Annotated in this window: 14 protein-coding genes; 12 read left to right on the plus strand and 2 right to left on the minus strand. The window is 45.0% G+C overall.

Annotation, left to right across the window (positions count from 1 at the left end; translation table 11 throughout):
• Positions 1 to 57: 57 nt before the first annotated feature.
• From AK824_RS01930 to AK824_RS01950, 5 genes are all read left to right on the plus strand, one after another.
• Positions 58 to 1,668, plus strand: a complete 1,611-nt coding sequence (locus AK824_RS01930) for a carboxyl transferase domain-containing protein (RefSeq protein WP_057758338.1) — start codon at positions 58 to 60, stop codon at positions 1,666 to 1,668.
• A 162-nt stretch (positions 1,669 to 1,830) separates the two neighbouring features.
• Entirely contained in the window at positions 1,831 to 2,640 is an 810-nt protein-coding gene (locus AK824_RS01935; protein ID WP_057758339.1) for an enoyl-CoA hydratase/isomerase family protein, read from the plus strand.
• 77 nt (positions 2,641 to 2,717) lie between these two features.
• The gene (locus AK824_RS01940; RefSeq protein WP_057758341.1) at positions 2,718 to 4,817 is read left to right on the plus strand and encodes an acetyl/propionyl/methylcrotonyl-CoA carboxylase subunit alpha; all 2,100 of its coding nucleotides are present in this window, start codon (positions 2,718 to 2,720) and stop codon (positions 4,815 to 4,817) included.
• A gap of 59 nt (positions 4,818 to 4,876) precedes the next feature.
• Complete coding sequence (locus AK824_RS01945) at positions 4,877 to 5,797, plus strand: hydroxymethylglutaryl-CoA lyase (RefSeq protein WP_057758343.1); 921 nt, start codon at positions 4,877 to 4,879, stop codon at positions 5,795 to 5,797.
• Positions 5,798 to 5,838: 41 nt separating this feature from the next.
• Positions 5,839 to 7,026 (plus strand): isovaleryl-CoA dehydrogenase, encoded by a 1,188-nt coding sequence (locus AK824_RS01950; RefSeq protein WP_057758345.1) that lies wholly within the window; start codon positions 5,839 to 5,841, stop codon positions 7,024 to 7,026.
• Positions 7,027 to 7,137: 111 nt separating this feature from the next.
• Here AK824_RS01950 and AK824_RS01955 read toward each other — a convergent pair whose 3' ends face one another.
• Both AK824_RS01955 and AK824_RS01960 read right to left on the minus strand, forming a co-directional pair.
• Positions 7,138 to 7,866, minus strand: a complete 729-nt coding sequence (locus AK824_RS01955; protein ID WP_057758347.1) for a pantothenate kinase — start codon at positions 7,864 to 7,866, stop codon at positions 7,138 to 7,140.
• Between the two features lie 59 nt (positions 7,867 to 7,925).
• Complete coding sequence (locus AK824_RS01960; protein WP_057758348.1) at positions 7,926 to 8,915, minus strand: biotin--[acetyl-CoA-carboxylase] ligase; 990 nt, start codon at positions 8,913 to 8,915, stop codon at positions 7,926 to 7,928.
• A gap of 175 nt (positions 8,916 to 9,090) precedes the next feature.
• Between AK824_RS01960 and AK824_RS01965 the strand changes: the two genes are divergently transcribed.
• The 7 genes from AK824_RS01965 (at position 9,091) to AK824_RS01995 (ending at position 21,758) form a co-directional block, all read left to right on the plus strand.
• Positions 9,091 to 9,894, plus strand: coding sequence for a sulfite exporter TauE/SafE family protein (locus tag AK824_RS01965; RefSeq protein ID WP_057762316.1), 804 nt, complete (start codon positions 9,091 to 9,093; stop codon positions 9,892 to 9,894).
• Between the two features lie 46 nt (positions 9,895 to 9,940).
• Complete coding sequence (locus AK824_RS01970; protein ID WP_057758350.1) at positions 9,941 to 10,882, plus strand: STM4504/CBY_0614 family protein; 942 nt, start codon at positions 9,941 to 9,943, stop codon at positions 10,880 to 10,882.
• A gap of 36 nt (positions 10,883 to 10,918) precedes the next feature.
• The gene (locus AK824_RS01975) at positions 10,919 to 11,860 is read left to right on the plus strand and encodes a hypothetical protein (protein ID WP_057758352.1); all 942 of its coding nucleotides are present in this window, start codon (positions 10,919 to 10,921) and stop codon (positions 11,858 to 11,860) included.
• A gap of 66 nt (positions 11,861 to 11,926) precedes the next feature.
• The gene (locus tag AK824_RS01980) at positions 11,927 to 15,889 is read left to right on the plus strand and encodes an AAA family ATPase (RefSeq protein ID WP_057758354.1); all 3,963 of its coding nucleotides are present in this window, start codon (positions 11,927 to 11,929) and stop codon (positions 15,887 to 15,889) included.
• Positions 15,890 to 16,104: 215 nt separating this feature from the next.
• Positions 16,105 to 17,121 carry a cell division protein ZipA gene (locus AK824_RS01985; RefSeq protein ID WP_057758356.1) on the plus strand — a complete coding sequence of 339 codons (1,017 nt, stop codon included), beginning with the start codon at positions 16,105 to 16,107 and terminating at the stop codon, positions 17,119 to 17,121.
• A 376-nt stretch (positions 17,122 to 17,497) separates the two neighbouring features.
• Positions 17,498 to 19,504 (plus strand): NAD-dependent DNA ligase LigA, encoded by a 2,007-nt coding sequence (gene ligA, locus AK824_RS01990; protein ID WP_057762317.1) that lies wholly within the window; start codon positions 17,498 to 17,500, stop codon positions 19,502 to 19,504.
• The gene (locus AK824_RS01995; protein ID WP_057758358.1) at positions 19,494 to 21,758 is read left to right on the plus strand and encodes a DUF2971 domain-containing protein; all 2,265 of its coding nucleotides are present in this window, start codon (positions 19,494 to 19,496) and stop codon (positions 21,756 to 21,758) included. The genes ligA and AK824_RS01995 overlap by 11 nt, the downstream gene beginning before the upstream one ends.
• Positions 21,759 to 21,767 lie beyond the last annotated feature (9 nt).

Consider the following 21,767-nt stretch of genomic DNA (forward strand, 5'->3'; position numbering starts at 1 on the left):
TATAAAAAGCTACTCACATCTACGTATCTATCTATGTATAAGAAAAAAAGGGATATCATGAGCGCTATCATAACCAGTAAACTGAGTCCAAACTCAAGCGATTTTCAGCAAAACAGTGCCGCGATGCAAGAGATAGTCGATGACCTGTATGTACACTTGCGTAAAGTTGCCCAAGGTGGCTCAGAGCGCGCACGTGCCAAGCATCTAGCGCGTGGTAAGCTGTTACCACGCGAGCGGGTCGAGCGTTTATTGGATGTAGGCACGCCGTTCCTAGAAGTGGCACCAATGGCTGCACATGATATGTATGGCGAAGAGATTCCAGCGGCTGGCGTAATTGCAGGTATCGGCCGTATCAATGGTATCGAGTGTATGATTGTCTGTAATGATGCCACGGTAAAAGGCGGCACGTACTATCCAATGACGGTCAAAAAGCATCTACGTGCCCAAGAGATTGCGCAAGAAAATCATCTGCCATGTGTGTATCTGGTTGATTCAGGTGGTGCAAACTTACCGAATCAAGATGATGTATTCCCTGATAAAGAGCATTTCGGGCGTATCTTTTTTAATCAAGCAAATCTGAGTGCGGCAGGCATACCACAGATTGCTGTGGTTATGGGTAGCTGTACGGCTGGCGGTGCGTATGTGCCTGCCATGAGCGATGAATCTATTATTGTCAAAGAGCAAGGCACCATCTTTTTGGGTGGGCCGCCACTGGTCAAAGCCGCAACAGGTGAAGAGGTTACCGCAGAGGATTTGGGCGGTGGTGATGTGCATACCCGACTGTCAGGCGTGGTCGATCATTTAGCGCAAAACGACACTCATGCGTTATCAATCGCTCGTAATATCGTCAGTCATCTCAATCGTCCTACAAAAAATATTCCTAATCAAATTACACCACGTCCGCCACGTTATGATGCTAAAGAATTGTACGGTGTGATTCCAACGGACAAGCGCAAGCCATTTGATATCAGAGAAATCATCGCGCGTATTGTTGATGACAGTGCCTTTGATGAGTTTAAAGCGCGCTTTGGTACGACGCTAGTGTGCGGGTTTGCCCATATCGAAGGGATGCCTGTTGGTATTATTGCCAATAACGGTATCTTGTTCAGTGAGTCAGCGCAAAAAGGTACGCACTTCATCGAACTGTGCTGTAAACGCAAAATCCCATTAGTATTCCTGCAGAATATTACTGGCTTTATGGTTGGCCGCAAATACGAGAACGAAGGTATCGCTCGTCATGGTGCCAAAATGGTAATGGCTGTGGCTAATGCAAAAGTGCCAAAGTTCACCGTTATCGTCGGTGGTTCGTTCGGCGCTGGTAACTACGGTATGTGTGGCCGCGCTTACAGCCCGCGCTTCTTATGGATGTGGCCAAATGCGCGTATCTCTGTCATGGGCGGTGAGCAAGCAGCGTCAGTACTGGCAACGGTCAAACGTGATAACTTTGATCGCAAAGGCGAAGCGTGGAGTGATGAAGACGAAGCCGCATTTAAAGCGCCAATACGTGAAATGTACGAAGAGCAAGGTCATCCGTATTATGCTACCGCGCGCATGTGGGATGATGGCGTAATTGATCCTGCTGATACTCGTAATGTATTGGCTTTAGGTCTAAGCGCTGCATATAACGCGCCGATTGAAGAGACGACATTTGGTGTCTTTAGAATGTAAGCGTTCTAAAGTCTTCCCATAATAAGCGACTACTGCGTTAACCTCATTTAAAGTACGGTTTGTACATCTACGCTTAGTCTTTGCACTTGGTTTCCTTGTATTAATATTGTGGATTGACTAAGAGTTTATTTAAGAATTTACATAAAAAATATAGAGAAAGTTATGCAAAAAGACAGTAATAAAAATTATAAAAGCCTACTGGTTAAAGTGGAGCAGCATGTGGCAACAGTGACCTTAAATCGTCCTGAGATACGTAATGCCTTTAACGATGAAATGATTGCTGAGCTAACCGATGCGTTCAATACACTTGGTGCTGATGATGAGGTACGTGTCATTGTGCTAGCCGCTGCTGGTAAGGCATTTTGTGCAGGCGCTGACCTCAATTGGATGCGTGCCATGGCGGATTATAGCTATGAAGAGAATATAGCGGATGCTGACAAATTGGCGCAAATGCTTAAGACTATTTATGAATGCCCTAAGCCAACAGTTGCGGCTATTCAAGGCGATGTTTATGCAGGTGGTATGGGTCTGGTCGCTGCTTGTGACGTAGCCATCGCCGTTAAAATTGCCAATTTCTGCCTCAGTGAAGTGCGTTTGGGGTTGGCACCTGCCACTATCAGTCCTTATGTTATCCGAGCGCTAGGTGCTAGAGCCTCGCAGCGTTATTTCTTAAGTGCTGAGGTATTTGATGCCAAAAAGGCGCGTCAGCTTGGATTTATCCATGAGCGTGTTAGCGAAGAATGGCTGGCCGATGAAGTGGCTGCATTCTGTAATAAGGTCGTCAAAAATAGTCCAGATGCGGTCAAAACTTGCAAACAGCTATTACACAATATCGCTGGTGCACCTATTACTGATGAGCTGATCGCTGACACGGTCAAAGGTATCGCTGATATCCGCTCATCAACACAAGGTAAAGAGGGTGTACAAGCGTTTTTGCAAAAGCGTAAACCTGATTGGCTAATGGCAGACTAACTAGTAGTAGAACAATGATAGGCAAATGGGCAAATAGACAAGACGTCAAATAATAACGACAAGACACAGGGATAGTTATGTTTTCTAAAATTCTAATCGCCAACCGTGGTGAAATTGCTTGCCGAGTGGCCGCGACTGCTAAGCGTCTTGGCGTCAGTACCGTTGCTGTTTACTCTGATGCGGACCGCAGTGCTAAGCATGTGGCTGTCTGTGATGAAGCAATCTATTTAGGTGGTTCGGCACCAAAAGACAGTTATCTAAAAGGCGATGCTATTATTGCGATAGCGCTTGAAACTGGCGCCCAAGCAATCCATCCAGGATATGGGTTTTTGAGTGAAAATGCTGATTTTGCACAGGCTTGCCAAGATGCTGGCTTGGTGTTTATTGGCCCATCGGCGGATGCTATCCGTGCTATGGGCGGCAAGTCTGAGTCTAAGCGCTTGATGGAATCGGCTGGCGTGCCGCTGATACCGGGCTATCATGGTGATAACCAAGACGCACAGTTTTTGCAACAGCAGGCAGATGACATTGGCTATCCTGTCTTGATTAAAGCCAGTGCAGGTGGCGGCGGTAAAGGCATGCGTATCGTTGAAAAAAGCAGCGATTTTATTGATTTGCTCGACTCATGTCGCCGTGAAGCGATTACCAGTTTTGGCAATGATCAAGTATTGGTCGAAAAGTATGCGCTAAAACCACGTCATATCGAAATCCAAGTATTCGGTGATACGCATGGTAATTATGTGCATCTGTTTGAGCGTGATTGCTCAGTACAGCGTCGCCATCAAAAAGTATTAGAAGAAGCGCCAGCGCCCGGTGTCGATACTGCCATGCGTGAAGCGATGGGCACCGCGGCAATCGAAGCGGCTCGTGCGGTTGATTACGTTGGTGCAGGTACGGTTGAATTCATCGTTGAGCAGCGTGAAGACTCTATGAATTTTTATTTTATGGAAATGAACACGCGCTTGCAGGTTGAGCATCCAGTCAGTGAGGCCATTACTGGTGTCGATTTGGTCGAGTGGCAGCTGTTGGTTGCTGCGGGTCAGCCATTGCCAAAAACGCAAGACGATCTGGCTATCAACGGTCATGCAATTGAAGCGCGTATCTGTGCCGAAAACCCTGACAACAATTTCTTGCCAGCGACAGGTACGTTGTTCACTTATCAAAAGCCTGAGCATAGTACCTTTAACATTACCGATGTGCGTATTGACGATGGCGTACGTGAGGGTGATGTGATCAGTCCTTTTTACGACTCTATGATTGCCAAGCTTATCGTCCATGCTCCTACGCGCGAGCAAGCGTTAGCGAGACTTGATCGTGCATTGGCACAGACGCGTATCGTTGGTCTGCCAAATAACGTGGCATTTTTGCGTTATATTTTAAATACCGATTCATTTAGCAAAGCCAATCTTGATACAGCCTTGATAGAGCGTGAGCAGGATAAGCTTTTTGATCAGCACCCTCTTGAATTATCGACGCTTGTGGTGACAGCTATTGCGCAGCAGCTTGCGAGTGAGGCGACTACTCAGGGCTCAGATCCATTCAACCAGCCAACGGGTTTCCGTGCTTATAGCGATTATACTCGTTCGTTTAGCTTGGTTTATGATGAGCAAGCCTACAGCGCTCGCATCAGTAATTGGCATAATGCGAGTTGTGCTGATAGCAAAAAAGGCGGCGATAATCTCAGTAGCTTTACGCTTGTCATTGGTAAAGAAATCGCGAATACGCAGGATGATAGCAATATCAATGTAGCGGCTCAGACCGAAACGGTTTATGAAGGTCAGATCAGCTATGATAGCAATGACGCGCACAATCATACCTTATGGTTAGATGGTGCACGTATCAGTGCCCAAAGCTGGGTGAATAACGAGACAGTCTACGTATTCACAGATAGCGGACGTGATGAAATTACGCTTGTCGACGTAATGGCACATGTGGGCGAAGACACAGCAGCGATTGGCAGTTTAAAGTCACCAATGCCAGGACAAGTAGTTGCATTCAAAGTAGCTGTTGGCGATACTGTGAAAAAAGGTGAGCCACTTGCCGTCATAGAAGCCATGAAAATTGAACACACCATTACCGCTCCGACGGATGGTGTGGTAGCAGAGCTATTATTTGCAGCAGGTGATTTGGTCGCTGATGGTGATGAGCTATTGCGTATCGATAGCGAAAGCGCATAGCTGACGAAGCCTAATAAAAAACCCTTATAGAAGGGCAAATAACAGAAAGGACGACAAGTATGAGCCATTCGTATCCAAGCCATGTCACCATCGTTGATGTCAGTCCGCGTGATGGCTTGCAAAACGAGTCAACGACGGTACCGACTGAGGTTAAGCAAACGCTTATCAATGACTTGATTGCGGCGGGTATCAAAAAATTAGAGGCGACCAGTTTTGTCTCGCCAAAGTGGGTGCCACAAATGGGCGATAATAGCGTGTTGCTTGACGCGCTAGCGCCTATGCGGCAGAAGGACGTTTGCTACTCGGTACTGGTGCCCAATATGCGCGGCTTTGAAAATGCTATCGTACATCGCCCTGATGAAATCGTCATCTTTGGCTCAGCGAGTGAAACCTTTAGTCAAAAAAATATCAACTGTAGTATTGATGAGAGTATTGAGCGTTTTGCACCAGTGGCTGCGGCAGCAAAAGCACAAGGCATAAAGGTACGTGGCGTGATTTCTTGTACGGTTGGTTGTCCTTATGAAGGTGACATTGACCCAAGCCAAGTAGCGTATGTGACCAAGCGGTTGATTGAGATTGGTTCAGAGCAGGTTGGAATTGCCGATACGATCGGTGTGGGTACACCGCTCAAAGTACAACGAGCATTACAAGCTGCATTAGAATATGCTGATATCTCTATGCTATCGGGTCATTTTCATGACACTTATGGTCAAGCATTAAGCAATACGCTAGCCGCACTACAAATGGGTGTCAGTGAGTTTGATACTTCCGTCGCTGGCTTGGGCGGTTGTCCGTATGCCAAAGGCGCAACGGGCAATGTCGCCACCGAAGATGTGGTGTATATGTTGCATGGTATGGGTATCAGCACAGGTATCGATTTGGATAAATTGGTCGTGGCAGGCGAGCGTATCAGTGAATTTTTAAAGCGACCAAATGGCTCAAATGTAGCACGTGCTCTAATCAATAAACGTAAGTCTTAAAAATTATCGTAAAAATTAAATACTAAAAACAAGGAATAGTTATGAGTTTACCTGGATTAAATTTTCAACTTGGCGAAGATATCGACGCCCTACGTGACGTCGTACAGCAGTTTGCAGCAAACGAGATCGCTCCACGTGCTGCTGAGATTGATAGCAGCGATGAATTCCCAATGGATTTATGGCAGAAGATGGGTGACCTCGGTCTACATGGTATTACCGTTCCTGAAGAATATGGTGGCTCCAACATGGGCTACGTTGCTCACATGGTCGCGATGGAAGAGATTAGCCGTGCTTCGGCATCGGTAGCACTGAGCTATGGCGCACACTCTAATCTATGTATCAATCAAATCAAACGTAATGGCTCTGAGGAACAAAAGCAGAAATATCTGCCAAAGCTAATCAGCGGTGAATTCATCGGTGCTTTGGCAATGAGTGAGACAGGGGCTGGCTCAGACGTCGTTAGTATGAAACTAAAAGCAGAAGAAAAAGACGGCAGCTATATTTTGAACGGTAGCAAGATGTGGATTACTAATGGTCCTGATGCTGACGTAATGGTAGTCTATGCCAAGACCAATCCTGAATTGGGTGCAAAAGGCATGACGGCCTTTATCGTTGAAAAAGGTATGGAAGGTTTCGGTACAGCGCAAAAGCTAGATAAGCTCGGCATGCGTGGTAGCCATACTGGTGAGATGACTTTTAATAATGTAAAAGTACCAAGTGAAAATATCTTGGGCGGTCTCAATGAAGGCGTCAAGGTGCTGATGAGTGGCCTAGATTATGAGCGCGCCGTGTTGGCTGCAGGTCCTATCGGTATCATGCAAGCAGTAATGGACAATGTCGTGCCTTATATCCATGACCGCAAACAGTTTGGTCAAGCGATTGGTGAGTTCCAGCTTATCCAAGGTAAAGTTGCGGACATGTATACGATACTACAAGCCGGTCGTAGCTTCTTATATACTGTCGGGAAAAACCTCGATATGTTGGACGCGCGTGGTGCGGGTCATAGTCGAGAAGTGCGTAAAGATTGCGCCAGTGTGATTCTATGGTGTGCCGAAAAAGCCACATGGATGGCAGGCGAGGGCATTCAAATATTTGGTGGTAATGGCTACACCAATGAGTATCCACTTGGTCGCTACTGGCGCGATGCTAAACTATATGAAATTGGCGCAGGTACCAGTGAAATTCGCCGTATGCTAGTCGGTCGCGAGCTGTTTAACGAGACCAAATAAGAAGTAGCTAGCAATACGTTAGCTACTTTCTGACAGTAAAATAAAAAAGCAGTACGTTCAAAACGTGCTGCTTTTTTTGTGTCAACGTCGAACTGAATTATCCATAAGCGGTTAAGGCTTATTGCGATAATCAAAGTATCTTGCCAAACCGTTCAATAGCAAATCATCACGCAGGCGTACTGGGCGATTAATGTGCTGCGAGATAATGGCTGCATCACCACCTGTCATAATCAGTTCAAAATTAGGGTGACGATGGCTAATCTCATTGATCGCACCGACGATAGAGAGCAAAATCCCTCGATGCACCGCGTCTTGAGTGGTCAAGCCCTGACTAACGCTATCAAAAGTACCGTTCGAGATAGTGATTTGCTTAGTACCAGAGAACAGTGATTCACGTTGCAGGTAGATGCTGGGGAAAATATAACCACCCAAATGCTCAGCATGATCAATCAAATCAATAGTCACCGCTGTACCGCAACCAATCACACACTGGCGTTTTTTCTTATCGACCGCGCCCAGCATCTGTAGCCAACGATCACAGCCGAGCTGCTGATCATTATAAGCACTTTTCATCAGCGCGTGCGCCGCATCGACATGGACAAACTCAAACGGAATATTAAGCCGACTGAGCGTCTCTGATACTTTGGCATTAAGGTTATCACCCAATACTGATGAGATACCAATAAAGTCAGGCGCGTAACGCTCAAAGCGATCGGTCAGACCCATAAGTAGTTCGGCAGGTGCTTGCAGGTGCTGCTTAGCATCATGCGCGACTATTTGTCCGATATCATCGGTTAGCCAGTATTTTAGGCGGGTATTTCCAAGATCAAGCCAGAGCATAAAAGTCCCTTTATATAGTGCTCGTTAATGATGAGGTTCATCAATATAGTTGTCTAAGCCTAATAAATAACGTCGATGCGTCCAGTAAAAAGCGTAGAAATCTTACCGCTATCTTGGCGTAATTGCAAACAGCCATGTGTGTCGACACCACAAGCGATTCCCGTCACGACTTTTTCTTCATTATTATAGTCTTGCGTAACGCGTAAGTGCAGACCTGATAGCGCATCCATCGTCGCAAACTGCTCCAAAAAACTATCTAAGTAATAAGTATGACCCGTTGGCTGCTCTATGCCCAAATGCTCAAAGCGTGTCATCGCCGCCATCAATGCTTTGCACATCTGCTGATAGAGCATTGGTAGGTCTGGTAGGCTCGCAGGTTGTGTCTCTAAAGGCAGCATCTCATTAATATCTTGTAAGCTAATCGCTTGGTAGCTCATACCCTCTGACGTTTGCGTGGTGAGCTTTGGTGCTGCTTGTACGTTTAAGCCAATACCTAGCACCACACCGACCAACCTACCAGCTTTAGTCACTGGTTCTATCAAAATCCCAGCCAGTTTATTAAAGGGTAGCGTGCACTGATTCGCTACATCACTATTCAATACGGAATCTAATACCGAGCTGTCCGTTATGGATTGTTCTTTAGATAGCTCTTTAGATTGGCTCTGAGCTTGCTGATAAAACCCCAAGTCATTTGCCCATTTTACACCGATTGGTGTCAGTCCCTGCGCTTGCAGTTGCTCGTTCAGTGTTTGAATGACGGGCATTTTTGCCAGTTCAAGGCCAATGATGAGCGATAATAAGCCACTGATTGGCATATGCACAGGATGATATAGCGACAGATAGACATTGCCGCGCGGTGATTGCCACGAGCGCCCGTGCTGACCACGACCTGCGCTTTGGGTTTCCGCGGTCAAAACGTGTACGGTGGCGACATCTAACGACCCATTTTGCAAGGCTTCTATCAGCTCGCTATTGGTCGAGGCGCTACTAGCCACATGACGGTGATTGAGCTCGGATAAATAGGGAGGAAAACTAGTGAGTGGCGGCATAAGTTTAGTCGATGTGGTTAAAGGAAACTTTGATATACTGAGCGATTATTGCGGTCAGACAGTACCGAGTAAACAGCATAAAGGTCGCGTTGAGATTTGGCAAATACAATTAAGCACGCCTAAGCGCTAGTGAGTACTATAGTGCCAGTCAGTATTATAAAAGGTTCGTTCTATGATGTTATATGTGTGGTTTGTGATTGCAGGCGCGTTTGCCGGTGTCAGCGCGGGCTTGTTTGGCGTCGGCGGTGGCATGATTATCGTGCCCGCATTGGTTTGGATTTTTACCGCATATGACTTTTCGCCAGAAGTAATCACCCACTTGGCCATCGGGACGTCACTGGCGACCATCGTTGTGACCTCGATCAGCTCACTGACGGCACATAACAAGCGCGGCGGCGTGCGCTGGGAAGTATGGCGCAAGATGGCGCTTGGGTTGGTCATCGGTAGTTTGGTCGGCGCTGGTATCGCGGATATGATTGATGGACAGGCACTACAGGCTATCATTGGTTTCGGTGCGCTATTGGTCGCCTTAAAAATGCTGTTCTTTTCTAATAAAGAGCAAACAGGCAAATCATTGCCAGCAGCTGGTGTGCAGTTTGGTGCCGGTACGGGGATTGGTATGGCGTCGTCTATCTTTGGGATTGGCGGTGGCAGCTTGACGGTACCGTTTTTGAACTGGGCGGGGCTACCGATGAAGCAATCGGTCGGCACATCAGCAGCATGCGGTCTACCAATTGCCTTGGCTGGGGCAGCGGGCTTTGCTTGGTTCGGTCAAGACGTGGTCAATCTGCCCGAGGGCACGATAGGATTTGTCCATGTCACAGGATTCTTGTTTATTTCAGTCGCTAGCTTTGCTATGGCAAAAGTGGGCGCCAAGCTCGCTCATGTATTGCCCGCATTAATGCTTAAGCGCGCGTTTGGCATATTATTAATATTTGCTGGAGGGCAGTTGTTATTGAGTGGATTGGGTGTGATTTAGTTTTGGTGTAGCGAGGTAGTTACTAATAATAAATTGAGGGTTCGATATGGCTATTACTGACTTATTCCATAAAAGGCAGAAAAGAATTCGAGGCGAATATCCTGATTTTTATCAATACGATGAATTACCAAATAAACTAAAAGTCCAAATAATTCACTTATGGGATGAAACAATAGAAGCGGACTATTCTGGCGGTGGTTGGAATCCTAGCAGTTTAAATCGTGAATATTTGAAAAAATGCTACAAGAGTCTATGCAAAGAAATAGGTGTATTTAAACTAAATGAAGAAGATAGCAATGATGAAATTTACATTACCTACTTTGAAAGTATCTCTAGCTATTTTTTAAGTGAGGATAATATTGAACAAGCTCTAAGTATTATAGAGTTGATGACGCAAACTATTTCAAGCTTCGCTAGAGAATATAGGTATAAGGTTTCTATAAACATTGACGAAGCTATCAATGAATTGAACCAACGTTTCCGCGAACATGGTGTAGGTTATCAATATGAAAACGGTCAAATCATTAGAGTGGACTCTGAGTTTATTCATGCTGAAGCGGTTAAACCCGCTTTACAGTTATTAAGTAACCCTACATACAGAGGGGCTCAAGAAGAGTTTCTAAAAGCCCACGAACATTATCGTCATGGTCGCTACGATGCCGCTCTAACAGATTGTCTTAAAGCATTTGAAAGTACCATGAAAATCATACTAGATAAACATGATTGGGAATATGGCAAAAAAGATGCTTCAAAGAGGCTTATTGATTGTTGTCTAAGTAATGAGTTGATACCAAAATTTTGGACTGATCATTTTAATTCATTAGGTAATATGCTTACCTCAAGCATAGGTACACCTCGAAATAAACTTAGTGGTCATGGCAAAGGTAATGATGAGATAGAAATTCCTGAACACCTTATTCAGTATGTGCTACACATGACAGCATCTACGATTGTATTTTTAATCAAAGCAGAAGAAACGTTAAATTGAATAAACCTAGTATGTAAACCATGAGACATTCTTAGTATGAAAGCTGCAGAAAAATACCGCCGTGTTTTCGGCTCAATGAATCATCTAAAAGACCAGTTATCATGGACGACAGGTCTCTCTAATATGGTAGAGTTTTTGGCATGGGAGCCGCAGCGCATTTTAGGCATCACTAAAAAGCAATACGTACGCCAAATCATTGAGTGGGCGGCCCACCCAGAGTTAAAGGATAAAAATATAGAAGAGATTGAGCAATCAGTCATCAAAAAGCTCAATACAAAAATGAATGAAACTGAGCAGCTAGAGACGTATTCAACGCAAACGATGGGTATTTGTAATGTGAGAGAAGCCGTGCGTCGCGTAACGTTTTTTTCTGAAGACTATCTTAAGAAAGAATTCGATATTTTTTTGAGTTTGTGCAGTGATGTCTACTTGGATTTGTTTTATCAGCAATTTATTAGCTTTGAGCCAAGTGGGTCATGGTCGACACATGGTAATAGCGGTATGTTTGAAAACAGTACAGAGCTAAAAGCAATGCACATGGACAACTTGGCCTATAACCATCAGGCGAATGTGCTGATAGCAAATGAATTAAAACTCGCTGGTCGGAAAAACCCAGACCAAATCCTAAAGTATTGCTTGATGTATGAGCATTTACTAGAAAAAGGCTTTATCGATAAAGGGGCAAAGTTTTTACTGTTATTTATCGGTGGTGACGCGCTAAAGCAAAACAAGCAAACGCTCGTAGATCGGGAGCTGGCTCTCTGTCACAAAAGACCGAGGAAGTATCAGCATCTACTAAGACCAGAGCTGTTAGAGATAGTCGATCATTTAGAAGTAGCAAGTATCTCTTGGTCAGCCTTTATCGAGTTTAATAATCGCTACTTAGCAGAAAATAAGGTCTGCCAAGTGGAGCAAAAACTGTTACGAGGGTTCCATCAAAGCCTTGAATCAAAATCGTTTATGCAGTTAGCCGTTTAACCCTAAAAACCTACTACAATTTCAGGTAGAATAGCCGCCTGTTTTTGCTAAGTTTATTGACTCTTCATGCGTTTAAAATCTCTAAAGCTGGCAGGCTTCAAATCCTTTGCCAATCCAACCACTTTTACTTTTCGTCATGGTATCACCGCCATCGTCGGGCCGAACGGCTGTGGCAAATCCAATGTGATTGATGCTATCCGCTGGGTGCTAGGCGAGACCTCAGCCAAGCAGTTACGCGGCGGGGCGATGAGTGATGTTATCTTCGCAGGTACGCAAGATAAAACAGCAAAAAGCGTTGCCAGTGTCGAGCTAACCTTTGAGCATACTCAAGATGAACAGACTGGTATTCGCCACGAGTTTAACTTGTACCAAGAGCTATCGGTTCGCCGTCAGGTAAATAAAGATGGACGCTCAGATTATTTTATCAATGGCACGCGTTGCCGTCGCCGTGATGTGGTCGATGTGTTTTTAGGTACAGGGCTGGGTGCACGTAGCTATGCGGTGATTGAGCAAGGCATGATTGGGCGTATCGTTGAATCTAGTCCTGTGCAGCTGCGTGAGTTTATCGAAGAGGCGGCAGGTGTCTCACGCTATCAGGCTCGCCGTGAAGAAACGCAAAAGAAGTTAGAGAAAACAAAAGACAATCTAGCGCGCCTGCACGATATGCAAAGCGAATTACTACGCCAACAAAAATCACTGTCTAAACAGGCGGCTAGTGCGCAGCGTTACGAGGAGTTGGCATTAACACTAGCTGATATCGAGCAGCAGCTCGCTATTCAGCAGCTCTATCAAGCCAAGCAAACGCATCAACAGCAGAAAGTAGCGCATGAACGTAGTGCTACGGAGGTGGCGTCACTACAGGCTGACTACGACACGCTCAAAGCTCAGCAAGACAAGCTCACTGCTCGTATCAATCAAGAGCAATGGCTCAAAGACGATGCCCAAAGCACTCACTATCAGCAGCAGCTCGGCTATCAACAAGCGGAACATAAGTTAAGTGATGCTAAGTCACAGCTGGTTACTATTGAGCAGCAACTGTCTGGCTTGGCTCAGCAGCGTGCGCAATCACTCGTTGATATCGAACGCCTAAAAGCTGAACAAGCTGAGCAGAATCAAGCGTTAGAAGCGTTACGTCCGCAGCTTATTGAGCTGACAGATAAACGCAATAACTATAAGCGCAATGAGCAGCCACTACAACGCGCGTGGCACGAAGCGCAAAACAATCTGTCACGCTTGCAAGACAAGGCTCGCACGCTTGAGCAGCAGCAGGCGATTAATATCCAAGCACAAAAGCGCCATCAGCAAAGCTATGATAAATGGCAACGCCGCGAGCAAAACTGGCAAAAACTGTGGCTGCAATTACAGCAGTCTATAGCGCCATCTGCATCTGACAGTACTGATGTGAGTAAGATAAATAAGGTGCAAGATCTCAATCACGTGCTAGAACAGCAAGTCACTGAGCTAAGCACGCAGTTGCAGCAAGTTGAGCGTCAACGCGAAGCCGTCGATGAACGCTTGTCCGAGATACAACCGCAAGCGCATAGTTTGCAGCAGAGACTAAACGCACAACAGAGTGAGTTGAGCGATGATGAAAAGCGTCATGCGCTACTGGCAGGCGAATACGATACCCTGCATCAGATATTGCATCCAAAACCTATACAACAGCAATCAGAAAAGACTCAATCTACCGCGACAGATAATGCAGATAGCGATGGCATATATCATCAGCCGATAGCCATTGCAACGCTACGTGAGCAAATTGAGCTAAGTGCGAAGGGGCAGGAGTATGCGCCGCTACTCGATAGTATCCTAGCATTATGGCTAGATAGCCATGTGCTGGTTGCTAACCAACAAGCTAATCAAGCTAATCAAGCTAATCAAATCAAGCAATCAGACGTTAATAATGCTAACGGCATTTCTCAACAAGCTAATAACCTATGGCAAGCACTTGAGCATGACGTTGTAGATTTACTGACTTATCAAACGGCACAAAATATGCCTGCCAGTGCAAATGATAAAACTCTAGTAGAGACGGGTCATAGCTTATGGTTACCTACTGCGCAAAATGGCATCAGTGACCATGACTTTGTCAGCGAATTGCCAGATAGCTTAACTGATAAAGTATTGCCATTATCGCAGTTGATTACTCAGCCGCTACTCTCGCTATGGCAGCAGTGCTATATATATACGGGGCAGCATGAGACCAGTCAGCAGCATGAAATTGATACACTTACCGATGTTCTAAAGTCATTACCATCGTCCGCTGTTTTGCTTACCGTAGATGGTTGGCTGATCAGTCGTCATGGAACGATTAATTTAAGCAAATTCGCTGGTGCACAGGATGAGCAAAACGATAGCAATAGCCAATTCCTCACGCAGTGCCTGCAACAGCGTACGCGTCTACAAGCATTAGAAGACTTGCTTGATGAGTTTGAAACCAAAATACAAGATCAGCAAAAGTCTATTGCAAAAAATCAGCGCGATTATGATGCGTTGTTAGTTAGCTTAGAAGAAACGCGCGCGCAAGTTGAGCAGTTAACCCGTGATAAGCATCAATACCAGCAGCAACTGACGACCGAGCGAGCCAATGCCGAGCGTTTACAAGCAGATAGCCAACGCCTGAACGCTGATAAAGCAACGCTTGAGCAAGAAAAGCAAGAACTGGCGCAAGAGCAACAAACCCTTGAGCAAGAACAACAGCATATTGAAAGCGAGATCGTTACGCTTAACCCGCACATAGCAGAGGCACGAGCGACAACTCAGCAACTGCAAGCTGAGCGCAGCGAGCTAAACCGCGCGCGTCAAGCTGATGATGACGCTTGGCAAGCATTGCAACTGCGTATTCAGCAGTATGAGATGCGCTTGGAGCATAGCGTTAGCAGTCTGGCTCGTGCGACTGAGCAACATGACAAGTCGTTAGAGAATGAGCAGAGTCTACAGATGCATCACGAGCAGCAGCAGGCCAAGTTGCCAGAGCTACAAGCAGCGCTACAGTCTGCACAGGTAACGCGCGATGAGCAGCAAGTGCTATTGAACGAGCGTGATACTGCGCTAACAGCACTAAAACAAACGTACGCTGAGCAGCAGACAGCATTTGATACGTTGCAAAATACATTGCAAACGCAGCAAAGCGAGCTTGCCCGTCATGCTACTGAGTTGGCATTAAGCGCGGCACGGTTAGAGGATGCTAGCGCACACACGCAGAGCGCTTTAGATGCTTATTATCGTGTAAGTCATAAATATAAAGCGCAAGCAGAGCAACCGCAACAAAGCATGAGCGTCTCAAACTTGCTAGCAGATTTCATCGCTCATGATCGCCGCGTCCGTCCAGACAAAATCGCTGAGCTTGAATCTGAGCGCGCCAAGTTAACCCAGCAATTGAGCAAGATTGGGCCAGTTAATTTAGCAGCGGTCGCAGAGTTGGCCGAAGTGAACGAACGCCTAGATCCACTCGCACAGCAGACGGCAGATATTGCGGCCAGTATGCAGACATTGACCGAAGCGATTGCCTCTATTGATGAGACGACTAAAACGCTGTTTATGCAGACGCTTGATGCGGTCAATAAGGAGCTGGCCAATTTATTTGCAAAAGTCTTTGGCGGTGGACAAGCCAGCCTGACGTTGAACACCGACGAGATGCCAGCCAATACGCCAAAGTCAGAGCAGTGGCGGGCAGGGCTTACCTTAATGGCGCAGCCGAAGGGCAAACGTAATAGTCGCTTAGCGGTACTATCGGGCGGTGAAAAAACCCTTACCGCGCTGAGCTTGATTTTTGCGATATTTAAGCAGCACCCTGCACCGTTCTGTGTGCTTGACGAGGTCGATGCACCGCTTGATGATGCCAACGTCGCGCGCTTTACCAGCCTCATTCATGAGCTAGCAGATGATTTACAGTTTATTTTTATCAGCCATAATAAACTGACGATGCAAATTGCTGATGAGCTAAAAGGTATTACCATGCCAAGTGCAGGTATTTCTACACTAGTCAGTGTGTCGCTCGATGAAGCCGCGCGTTACGTAGAGAGCTAAGCGTGAAGTAGTTGTTACTAAAAGTGCTATGAGAATCAGTGCGATGCAAATATAATCAATCAATTGGCATAAATGCAAATAAGCTTGACCTCAGTCCAGCATACTGGTTATAAAGTACACAATGTGGTGACGATATAGGTCAGCCATGCTAGAATATTGCCATTTATGCTCGTTTGTGTATTCCCTTTTGTTATATATACTAGGATGTATTTATCATGACCGTTATTCAGTTTATATTGATTGCCATTGCCGCGTTTATCGTGCTCGCAGGGCTGTTTATGGTCATTCGTAGCTTTAAGCGCCGCGGTGCTACCGAAGCTGCTGCGGTCAATTATGATAAAAATGGTATTCCGATCATACCGCGTCACGAGCGCAATATCGTCGATCAGCCAGATCTTGATGATACGGTCGCAGGCGAGACGAGCATCGGTCCAGATCGTAGCTACTTGGATGCCGTCGTTGAAGAAGATCCATTGACGCAAGCGCATACCAACGTTGATGCTCAACTAACGGCTGATCGTGACCATGTAGCAGCTGACGATCATGACGTCATCGATGAAGCCGACTACGCGCGCTGGCAAGAAGAGCAACGCCGTGCCGACAGTGCTGAGTTTGTAGAAGTCGCAGATCAGATGCATATCGAGCAAGAGCCTGATGCGTTCTCTAGCCTAATGTCAGCGACCGATAGCCTGATGCCAACCATTGATACGGCAGAAGAGCCAAGCTTCGATGACAACAGCCCGATACTGGATCAGCATCTATCAGAGTCAGGTGATGACGCGCAAAACGGCCCCTTGATCAATGCTAAAGACAATATCAACATCACCATCTTGCCGCACCAATATCGTGACCGTCCAGCGGCGATTATCCGTGGTCGTGACCTGCTAGCATTGATTGATAAATATGGTCTACGCTATGGTGCGATGAATATGTTCCATCGCTATGAGCAAAAAGACGGCACTGGTATGTTGTGGTTTAGCATGATGGGCATTACCGATAGTGGTATTGCGCCATTTGATCCGCATAGTGTGGCGACCAACACTTATAACGGCGTCGTCGTATTCTTATCATTGCCGCATCCACAGGCCGTGCGTAGCTTCGATAGCATGATGAGCATTGCTTATATGATGGCAAGCGACCTTGACGCGATTATGCTTGATGAAGAGAACGAACCAATCACGCCTGAATACAAGCAGCAGCTGCGTAACCAAGTTCGTGATTACGAAGGTTAACGGTTTGAAAGCCAAAAGCTACGAAAGTTAAAAGCTGACTAATATCAGAAATCATAGAAAGGGCAAATAGCGATTAACGTTATTTGCCTTTTTTAATGAGCTATAGTTTCTGCAAAATTCTAACCATAGATAGTAGACTGAGCGAGCCTAACACAGTATCTGATTTATATAGGATTGACTATACCGAGCTTCCTGCAAACTTGTTATCATATCGACATCTTGAATTGCAAAAAAGACGCCGACTATGACTGACTCTACCTCATCAAATAATTCTAAAAATCCATCTGCTCAAGTAGAAAACCAAGCACCTGCCAAATCTAATGTATCTAGTTCGACTGACAGTAGTACCAATAATAGTGCAGAGATTGTCTCAAAAATGCGTGCGCTTATTGAAGCGATTAAGACGCATAACTATGCCTATTATGTGCTCGATAATCCAATTCTAGAAGACAGCGAATACGACCAATTACGTCGCTCGTTGCTTGAGATCGAAGAAGAATATCCAGATTTGGTGCAGCCGGATAGCCCAATTAATCAAGTCGGCGATATGCCGCTATCGGCTTTTACCCAAGTTACGCATGATATTCCGATGCTGTCTCTAGGCAATGTCTTTGAATATGATGATTTGCGCGATTTTATGCGCCGTGTCAATGATCGCCTCAGCGACTCGCAGCAAAATCCTGAATACGAGATGGAGCTAAAGCTCGATGGACTGGCGGTCTCACTGAAGTATGAGCATGGTAAATTTGTCCAAGCGGTCACGCGCGGTGATGGGCAAACAGGCGAAGATATTACCCAAAACGCCAAAACCATTCGTAACTTGCCACTATGGATAGCCGATGCTGCTGATATTGAGTTGCTAGAAGTACGCGGTGAGGTATTGATGCCAAAGGCAGGGTTTGAGCGTCTTAATCGATTGGCAGAAGAGAATGAGGGTAAAACCTTTGCTAATCCACGTAATGCCGCTGCTGGTAGTTTACGTCAGTTAGATCCAGCTATAGCAGCCAGTCGTCCACTGGCATTTTACGGCTATTCGGTCAATCAGGGTTTGCCAGATACTATCGATACCCAATCAGGGGCGTTGGCATGGCTTACTGAGCTTGGATTTACGGTCAGCGCCGTAGAAGTGGTGGCAAATCCACGCGCCGCGCAGACCTATTATGAGTCAGTGATAAAAGGGCGTAGCGATCTGCCATTTGAAATCGATGGCATGGTGATTAAGGTAAACAGCCTTGCGTTACAGCAGCAGCTTGGGTTTTTATCTCGCGAGCCGCGCTGGGCGACTGCCTATAAATTCCCTGCCGAAACGGTGATGACACGTCTAAATGATATCGAGTGGCAAGTCGGCCGTACGGGTCAAATCACGCCAGTCGGTAAGCTTGAACCGGTCAAAGTCGGCGGCGTTACCGTCAGCAATGTCACCCTGCATAACTTCGGTGAGATTCAGCGTTTAGATGTGCGTGCAGGCGACACGGTCAGCGTCCATCGGGCGGGTGATGTCATCCCAAAAGTCACTCGTGTCTGGCACGATCAGCGCCCAGCCGATAGCGAGCCAGTCACGCTACCTTCGACTTGCCCTGTCTGCGACTCTCCTGTCGTCTTGCCAGAAGATGAAGCATTGGCACGCTGTACGGGCGGATTGTTTTGCCCAGCGCAGCAGCAAGAAGCGCTTATTCACTTTGTCTCACGCCGTGCCATGGATATCGACGGGCTTGGTGCGAGTTGGCTGATTAGCTTCTTTGAGCATGGTCTGGTCAAAACGGTCGCTGATATCTATCAGTTGCACAATCATGCAGATGAGATGGTCACCTTTGAGAAACTGGGTGAAAAATCGGTACAAAATATCATCAACGCTATCGAAGCTAGCAAGCATGCGACATTGGCTCGCTTCATTTATGCACTCGGTATTCGCGGTGTGGGCGAGGGTACGGCGCAGAACTTTGCACAGCAATTTGGTGACCTCGATAGCCTAATGGCAGCCAGTATCGAAACCCTAATTAAAACCCCTGACGTTGGTACTATTACCGCCGAGCTGGCTTACGAGTTCTTCCGTGCGCCGCATAATATTGAAGTGATTAATTCATTGCTTGAAGCGGGTGTCTATTGGGATAAGGTCGAGCAAAAAGCTGCTGGAGACTTGCCACTTGATGGGCAGACGTGGGTCATCACGGGTGCGCTCGATAGCATGGCGCGTGATGAAGCCAAAGCCAAACTACAAGCGCTGGGTGCAAAAGTCTCAGGCAGCATCTCAGCAAAAACGACTGCGCTACTGGCAGGGGATAAGGCTGGCTCTAAACTGACCAAAGCAGAAAAATTGGGTGTGAAAGTGGTGGGTGAAGATGAGTTTTTAGAGTTGGTTGGGGGGGTAGGGTATGAGTACTAATGATTTAGAAGGTTTGGACGAAGCGACTCTAAAAGAGATTGAGGAGTTGCGGAGTATTACGCCTGAGAAGCATGGAAATGCGCTTTTTGCACAGGCACAGTTCAACCTTGGCGCAATATTCATAAGAGGTGAAAATATTGAAGAAGCCTTAAACACTTTTTCTAATATTCAACGCTCACATAGCTCAGCTTTATATGCAGCTGCTCAATATACCATAGGTGAGATACTAGAAAATGAAGGACAGACAAATAGCGCATTGAAAGTTTGGAAAAATATAAAACATTCTGATGATCCAAAAGTATATGCAGCTACCCAATACTATATTGGTTTTGTTTCATATGAACGCAGTGATACTAAAGAAGCTCTATCCGTATGGAGTGCTATTAAGCGTTCCGATAATATACAGGCATATATTGAAGCTCAGTTTGATATAGGTTTTTATCTAGAAGAAATTGGTGATATTGAAGGAGCAATATCTGCATGGAACAATATAGAGCGCTTAGATGATCCAAAGCTATATGGTCAAGCACAATTTAATATTGGTAGTAATTTGCTAGAAATTAATGAAATCAAAGAAGCGTTACTGGTCTGGCACAGTATTGATAAACTTGATAACTCAGAAGCATATGCCAAAGCTCAACTAAGAATTGGAAGTACATTGGCAGAAAAAGGGAATTATTCAGATGGATTGCTAGCATGGTGCAACGTTGAACGTTCAGACGATTCAGAAGCATATGCCAAGGCACAGTTTAGAATTGCAAGTTTTCTAATAGGGTTTAAGTACAATAAAGCAGCAATTGTAGAGTTACAGCTTATTAAGCTTACAGATGATGCTGAAGCATATGCTAAAGCGCAATTCAATATTGGCTTTTTATTAAATAACAATGATGACATAGAAGGTGCTTTGAGAGCATTTCGCAACATCAAAAGTGATAATGATATAGAGGCGTTCGGTAACGCACAGTATGCTATAGGAGGAATATTAATTAGTTATAGCCCTCTTACAGACTATAGCGCTGCTAAAACCTCTTTTGAATTAGCAAGAAAAATGTTCCCATATGAAGCTCAATGTTATATAAGGATTTGCGAAATATTGAATTCTTTAGAAACAGAAAGCTTTGGTCTAAGTGCATTAAAATTATTAAATACAGTATTAAATATAATTAAAATTCTAACCTTGGATTTTAATAAGTATGATAATGAGGAGAAGCCATTTGAGAGGAAGCTTGCTCATTATACTTCGACATATACATCTAATTTACTAATAGGTGATAATAAGAAAAAAAGATCTCCAAGCCTTTTTAGACTCAACACAATAAATAATGTTAATGATCCTAGCGAAGGTCAGTTGCTTGTTAGAAAATTAAAAGAAATTAAGAGTAATGAGTTTTATCCACTAGATTTTAATGAAAGATCTCATGCTTTTATTAGCTGCTTTACTTTTAACAATGACAGTTTAAATCAGTTTAGATTATATGGTAAAGAAAAGGACAAAGAAGCTTCTGGAATGAGCTTGGTATTCAGAAAAGATTTTTTTCAGTCTGAAAATTTCATAGGAGGTATTTCTCATCTTTCTATCGGTAGAGATACGAGTGAGAATATAAGTGATCCAAATAAAAATAATACAAATCTAAATAGTACAAAACTTGAAGATGGAGAGAAAAGTAAAGAGGTGTTGAAACGGCCTGTTATGAGGTGTGTATACTTAGACCCAACTTCAGAATATTTCCATTTAGCACAACGTAATCGCTTAACATTTTTCAGAGAATTTGGTGATAAAGTTATAGTTGTAAATGGTACTAAGAGACTTCAAGCCGAATATGAGTGGAAACTCTATGAAAAATATATAGATAACATAACTAGCAAGTTCGAAAAAGGCTATGAAACGCTTAAAGTTATTTATAAAGAAGTAGAGCAAGAAATTGATAGCATAAGAGTGAACCTTGATGCTTCTAAAGCTGAGGAGCTAATAGGGTTTACTGAAGAAATACTTCTACCTTTGAAGTATTTAATCAAACATTCAGCATTTCGTGAAGAGCAAGAGTGTAGGATGATTTATATTACTTCAATCGATAGACCTGAAGTGATAATGGAGTATGGGAGTTTTCTATATGTCGAGTATGAACCTAGCGTTAAAGACCATCTCGATAAAATTTATATAGCTCCTGCTGCGCTTCACCATAAACGATACTTCGACCACACTCTAAAAGATGTTGACGTACCAGTTGAGGTATCAGGTAATGTATTTCGATAGCTATTGCCA

Source organism: Psychrobacter sp. P11G3, assembly GCF_001435845.1.
Taxonomy (GTDB): domain Bacteria; phylum Pseudomonadota; class Gammaproteobacteria; order Pseudomonadales; family Moraxellaceae; genus Psychrobacter.

What these genes read in the sequence shown, in the direction of transcription:
- AK824_RS01930 (WP_057758338.1), top strand. Translation starts at nt 58, where the DNA reads ATGAGCGCTATCATAACCAGTAAACTGAGTCCAAACTCAAGCGATTTT.
- AK824_RS01935 (WP_057758339.1), top strand. Translation starts at nt 1,831, where the DNA reads ATGCAAAAAGACAGTAATAAAAATTATAAAAGCCTACTGGTTAAAGTG.
- AK824_RS01940 (WP_057758341.1), top strand. Translation starts at nt 2,718, where the DNA reads ATGTTTTCTAAAATTCTAATCGCCAACCGTGGTGAAATTGCTTGCCGA.
- AK824_RS01945 (WP_057758343.1), top strand. Translation starts at nt 4,877, where the DNA reads ATGAGCCATTCGTATCCAAGCCATGTCACCATCGTTGATGTCAGTCCG.
- AK824_RS01950 (WP_057758345.1), top strand. Translation starts at nt 5,839, where the DNA reads ATGAGTTTACCTGGATTAAATTTTCAACTTGGCGAAGATATCGACGCC.
- AK824_RS01955 (WP_057758347.1), bottom strand. Translation starts at nt 7,866, where the DNA reads ATGCTCTGGCTTGATCTTGGAAATACCCGCCTAAAATACTGGCTAACC.
- AK824_RS01960 (WP_057758348.1), bottom strand. Translation starts at nt 8,915, where the DNA reads ATGCCGCCACTCACTAGTTTTCCTCCCTATTTATCCGAGCTCAATCAC.
- AK824_RS01965 (WP_057762316.1), top strand. Translation starts at nt 9,091, where the DNA reads ATGTTATATGTGTGGTTTGTGATTGCAGGCGCGTTTGCCGGTGTCAGC.
- AK824_RS01970 (WP_057758350.1), top strand. Translation starts at nt 9,941, where the DNA reads ATGGCTATTACTGACTTATTCCATAAAAGGCAGAAAAGAATTCGAGGC.
- AK824_RS01975 (WP_057758352.1), top strand. Translation starts at nt 10,919, where the DNA reads ATGAAAGCTGCAGAAAAATACCGCCGTGTTTTCGGCTCAATGAATCAT.
- AK824_RS01980 (WP_057758354.1), top strand. Translation starts at nt 11,927, where the DNA reads ATGCGTTTAAAATCTCTAAAGCTGGCAGGCTTCAAATCCTTTGCCAAT.
- AK824_RS01985 (WP_057758356.1), top strand. Translation starts at nt 16,105, where the DNA reads ATGACCGTTATTCAGTTTATATTGATTGCCATTGCCGCGTTTATCGTG.
- ligA (WP_057762317.1), top strand. Translation starts at nt 17,498, where the DNA reads ATGCGTGCGCTTATTGAAGCGATTAAGACGCATAACTATGCCTATTAT.
- AK824_RS01995 (WP_057758358.1), top strand. Translation starts at nt 19,494, where the DNA reads ATGAGTACTAATGATTTAGAAGGTTTGGACGAAGCGACTCTAAAAGAG.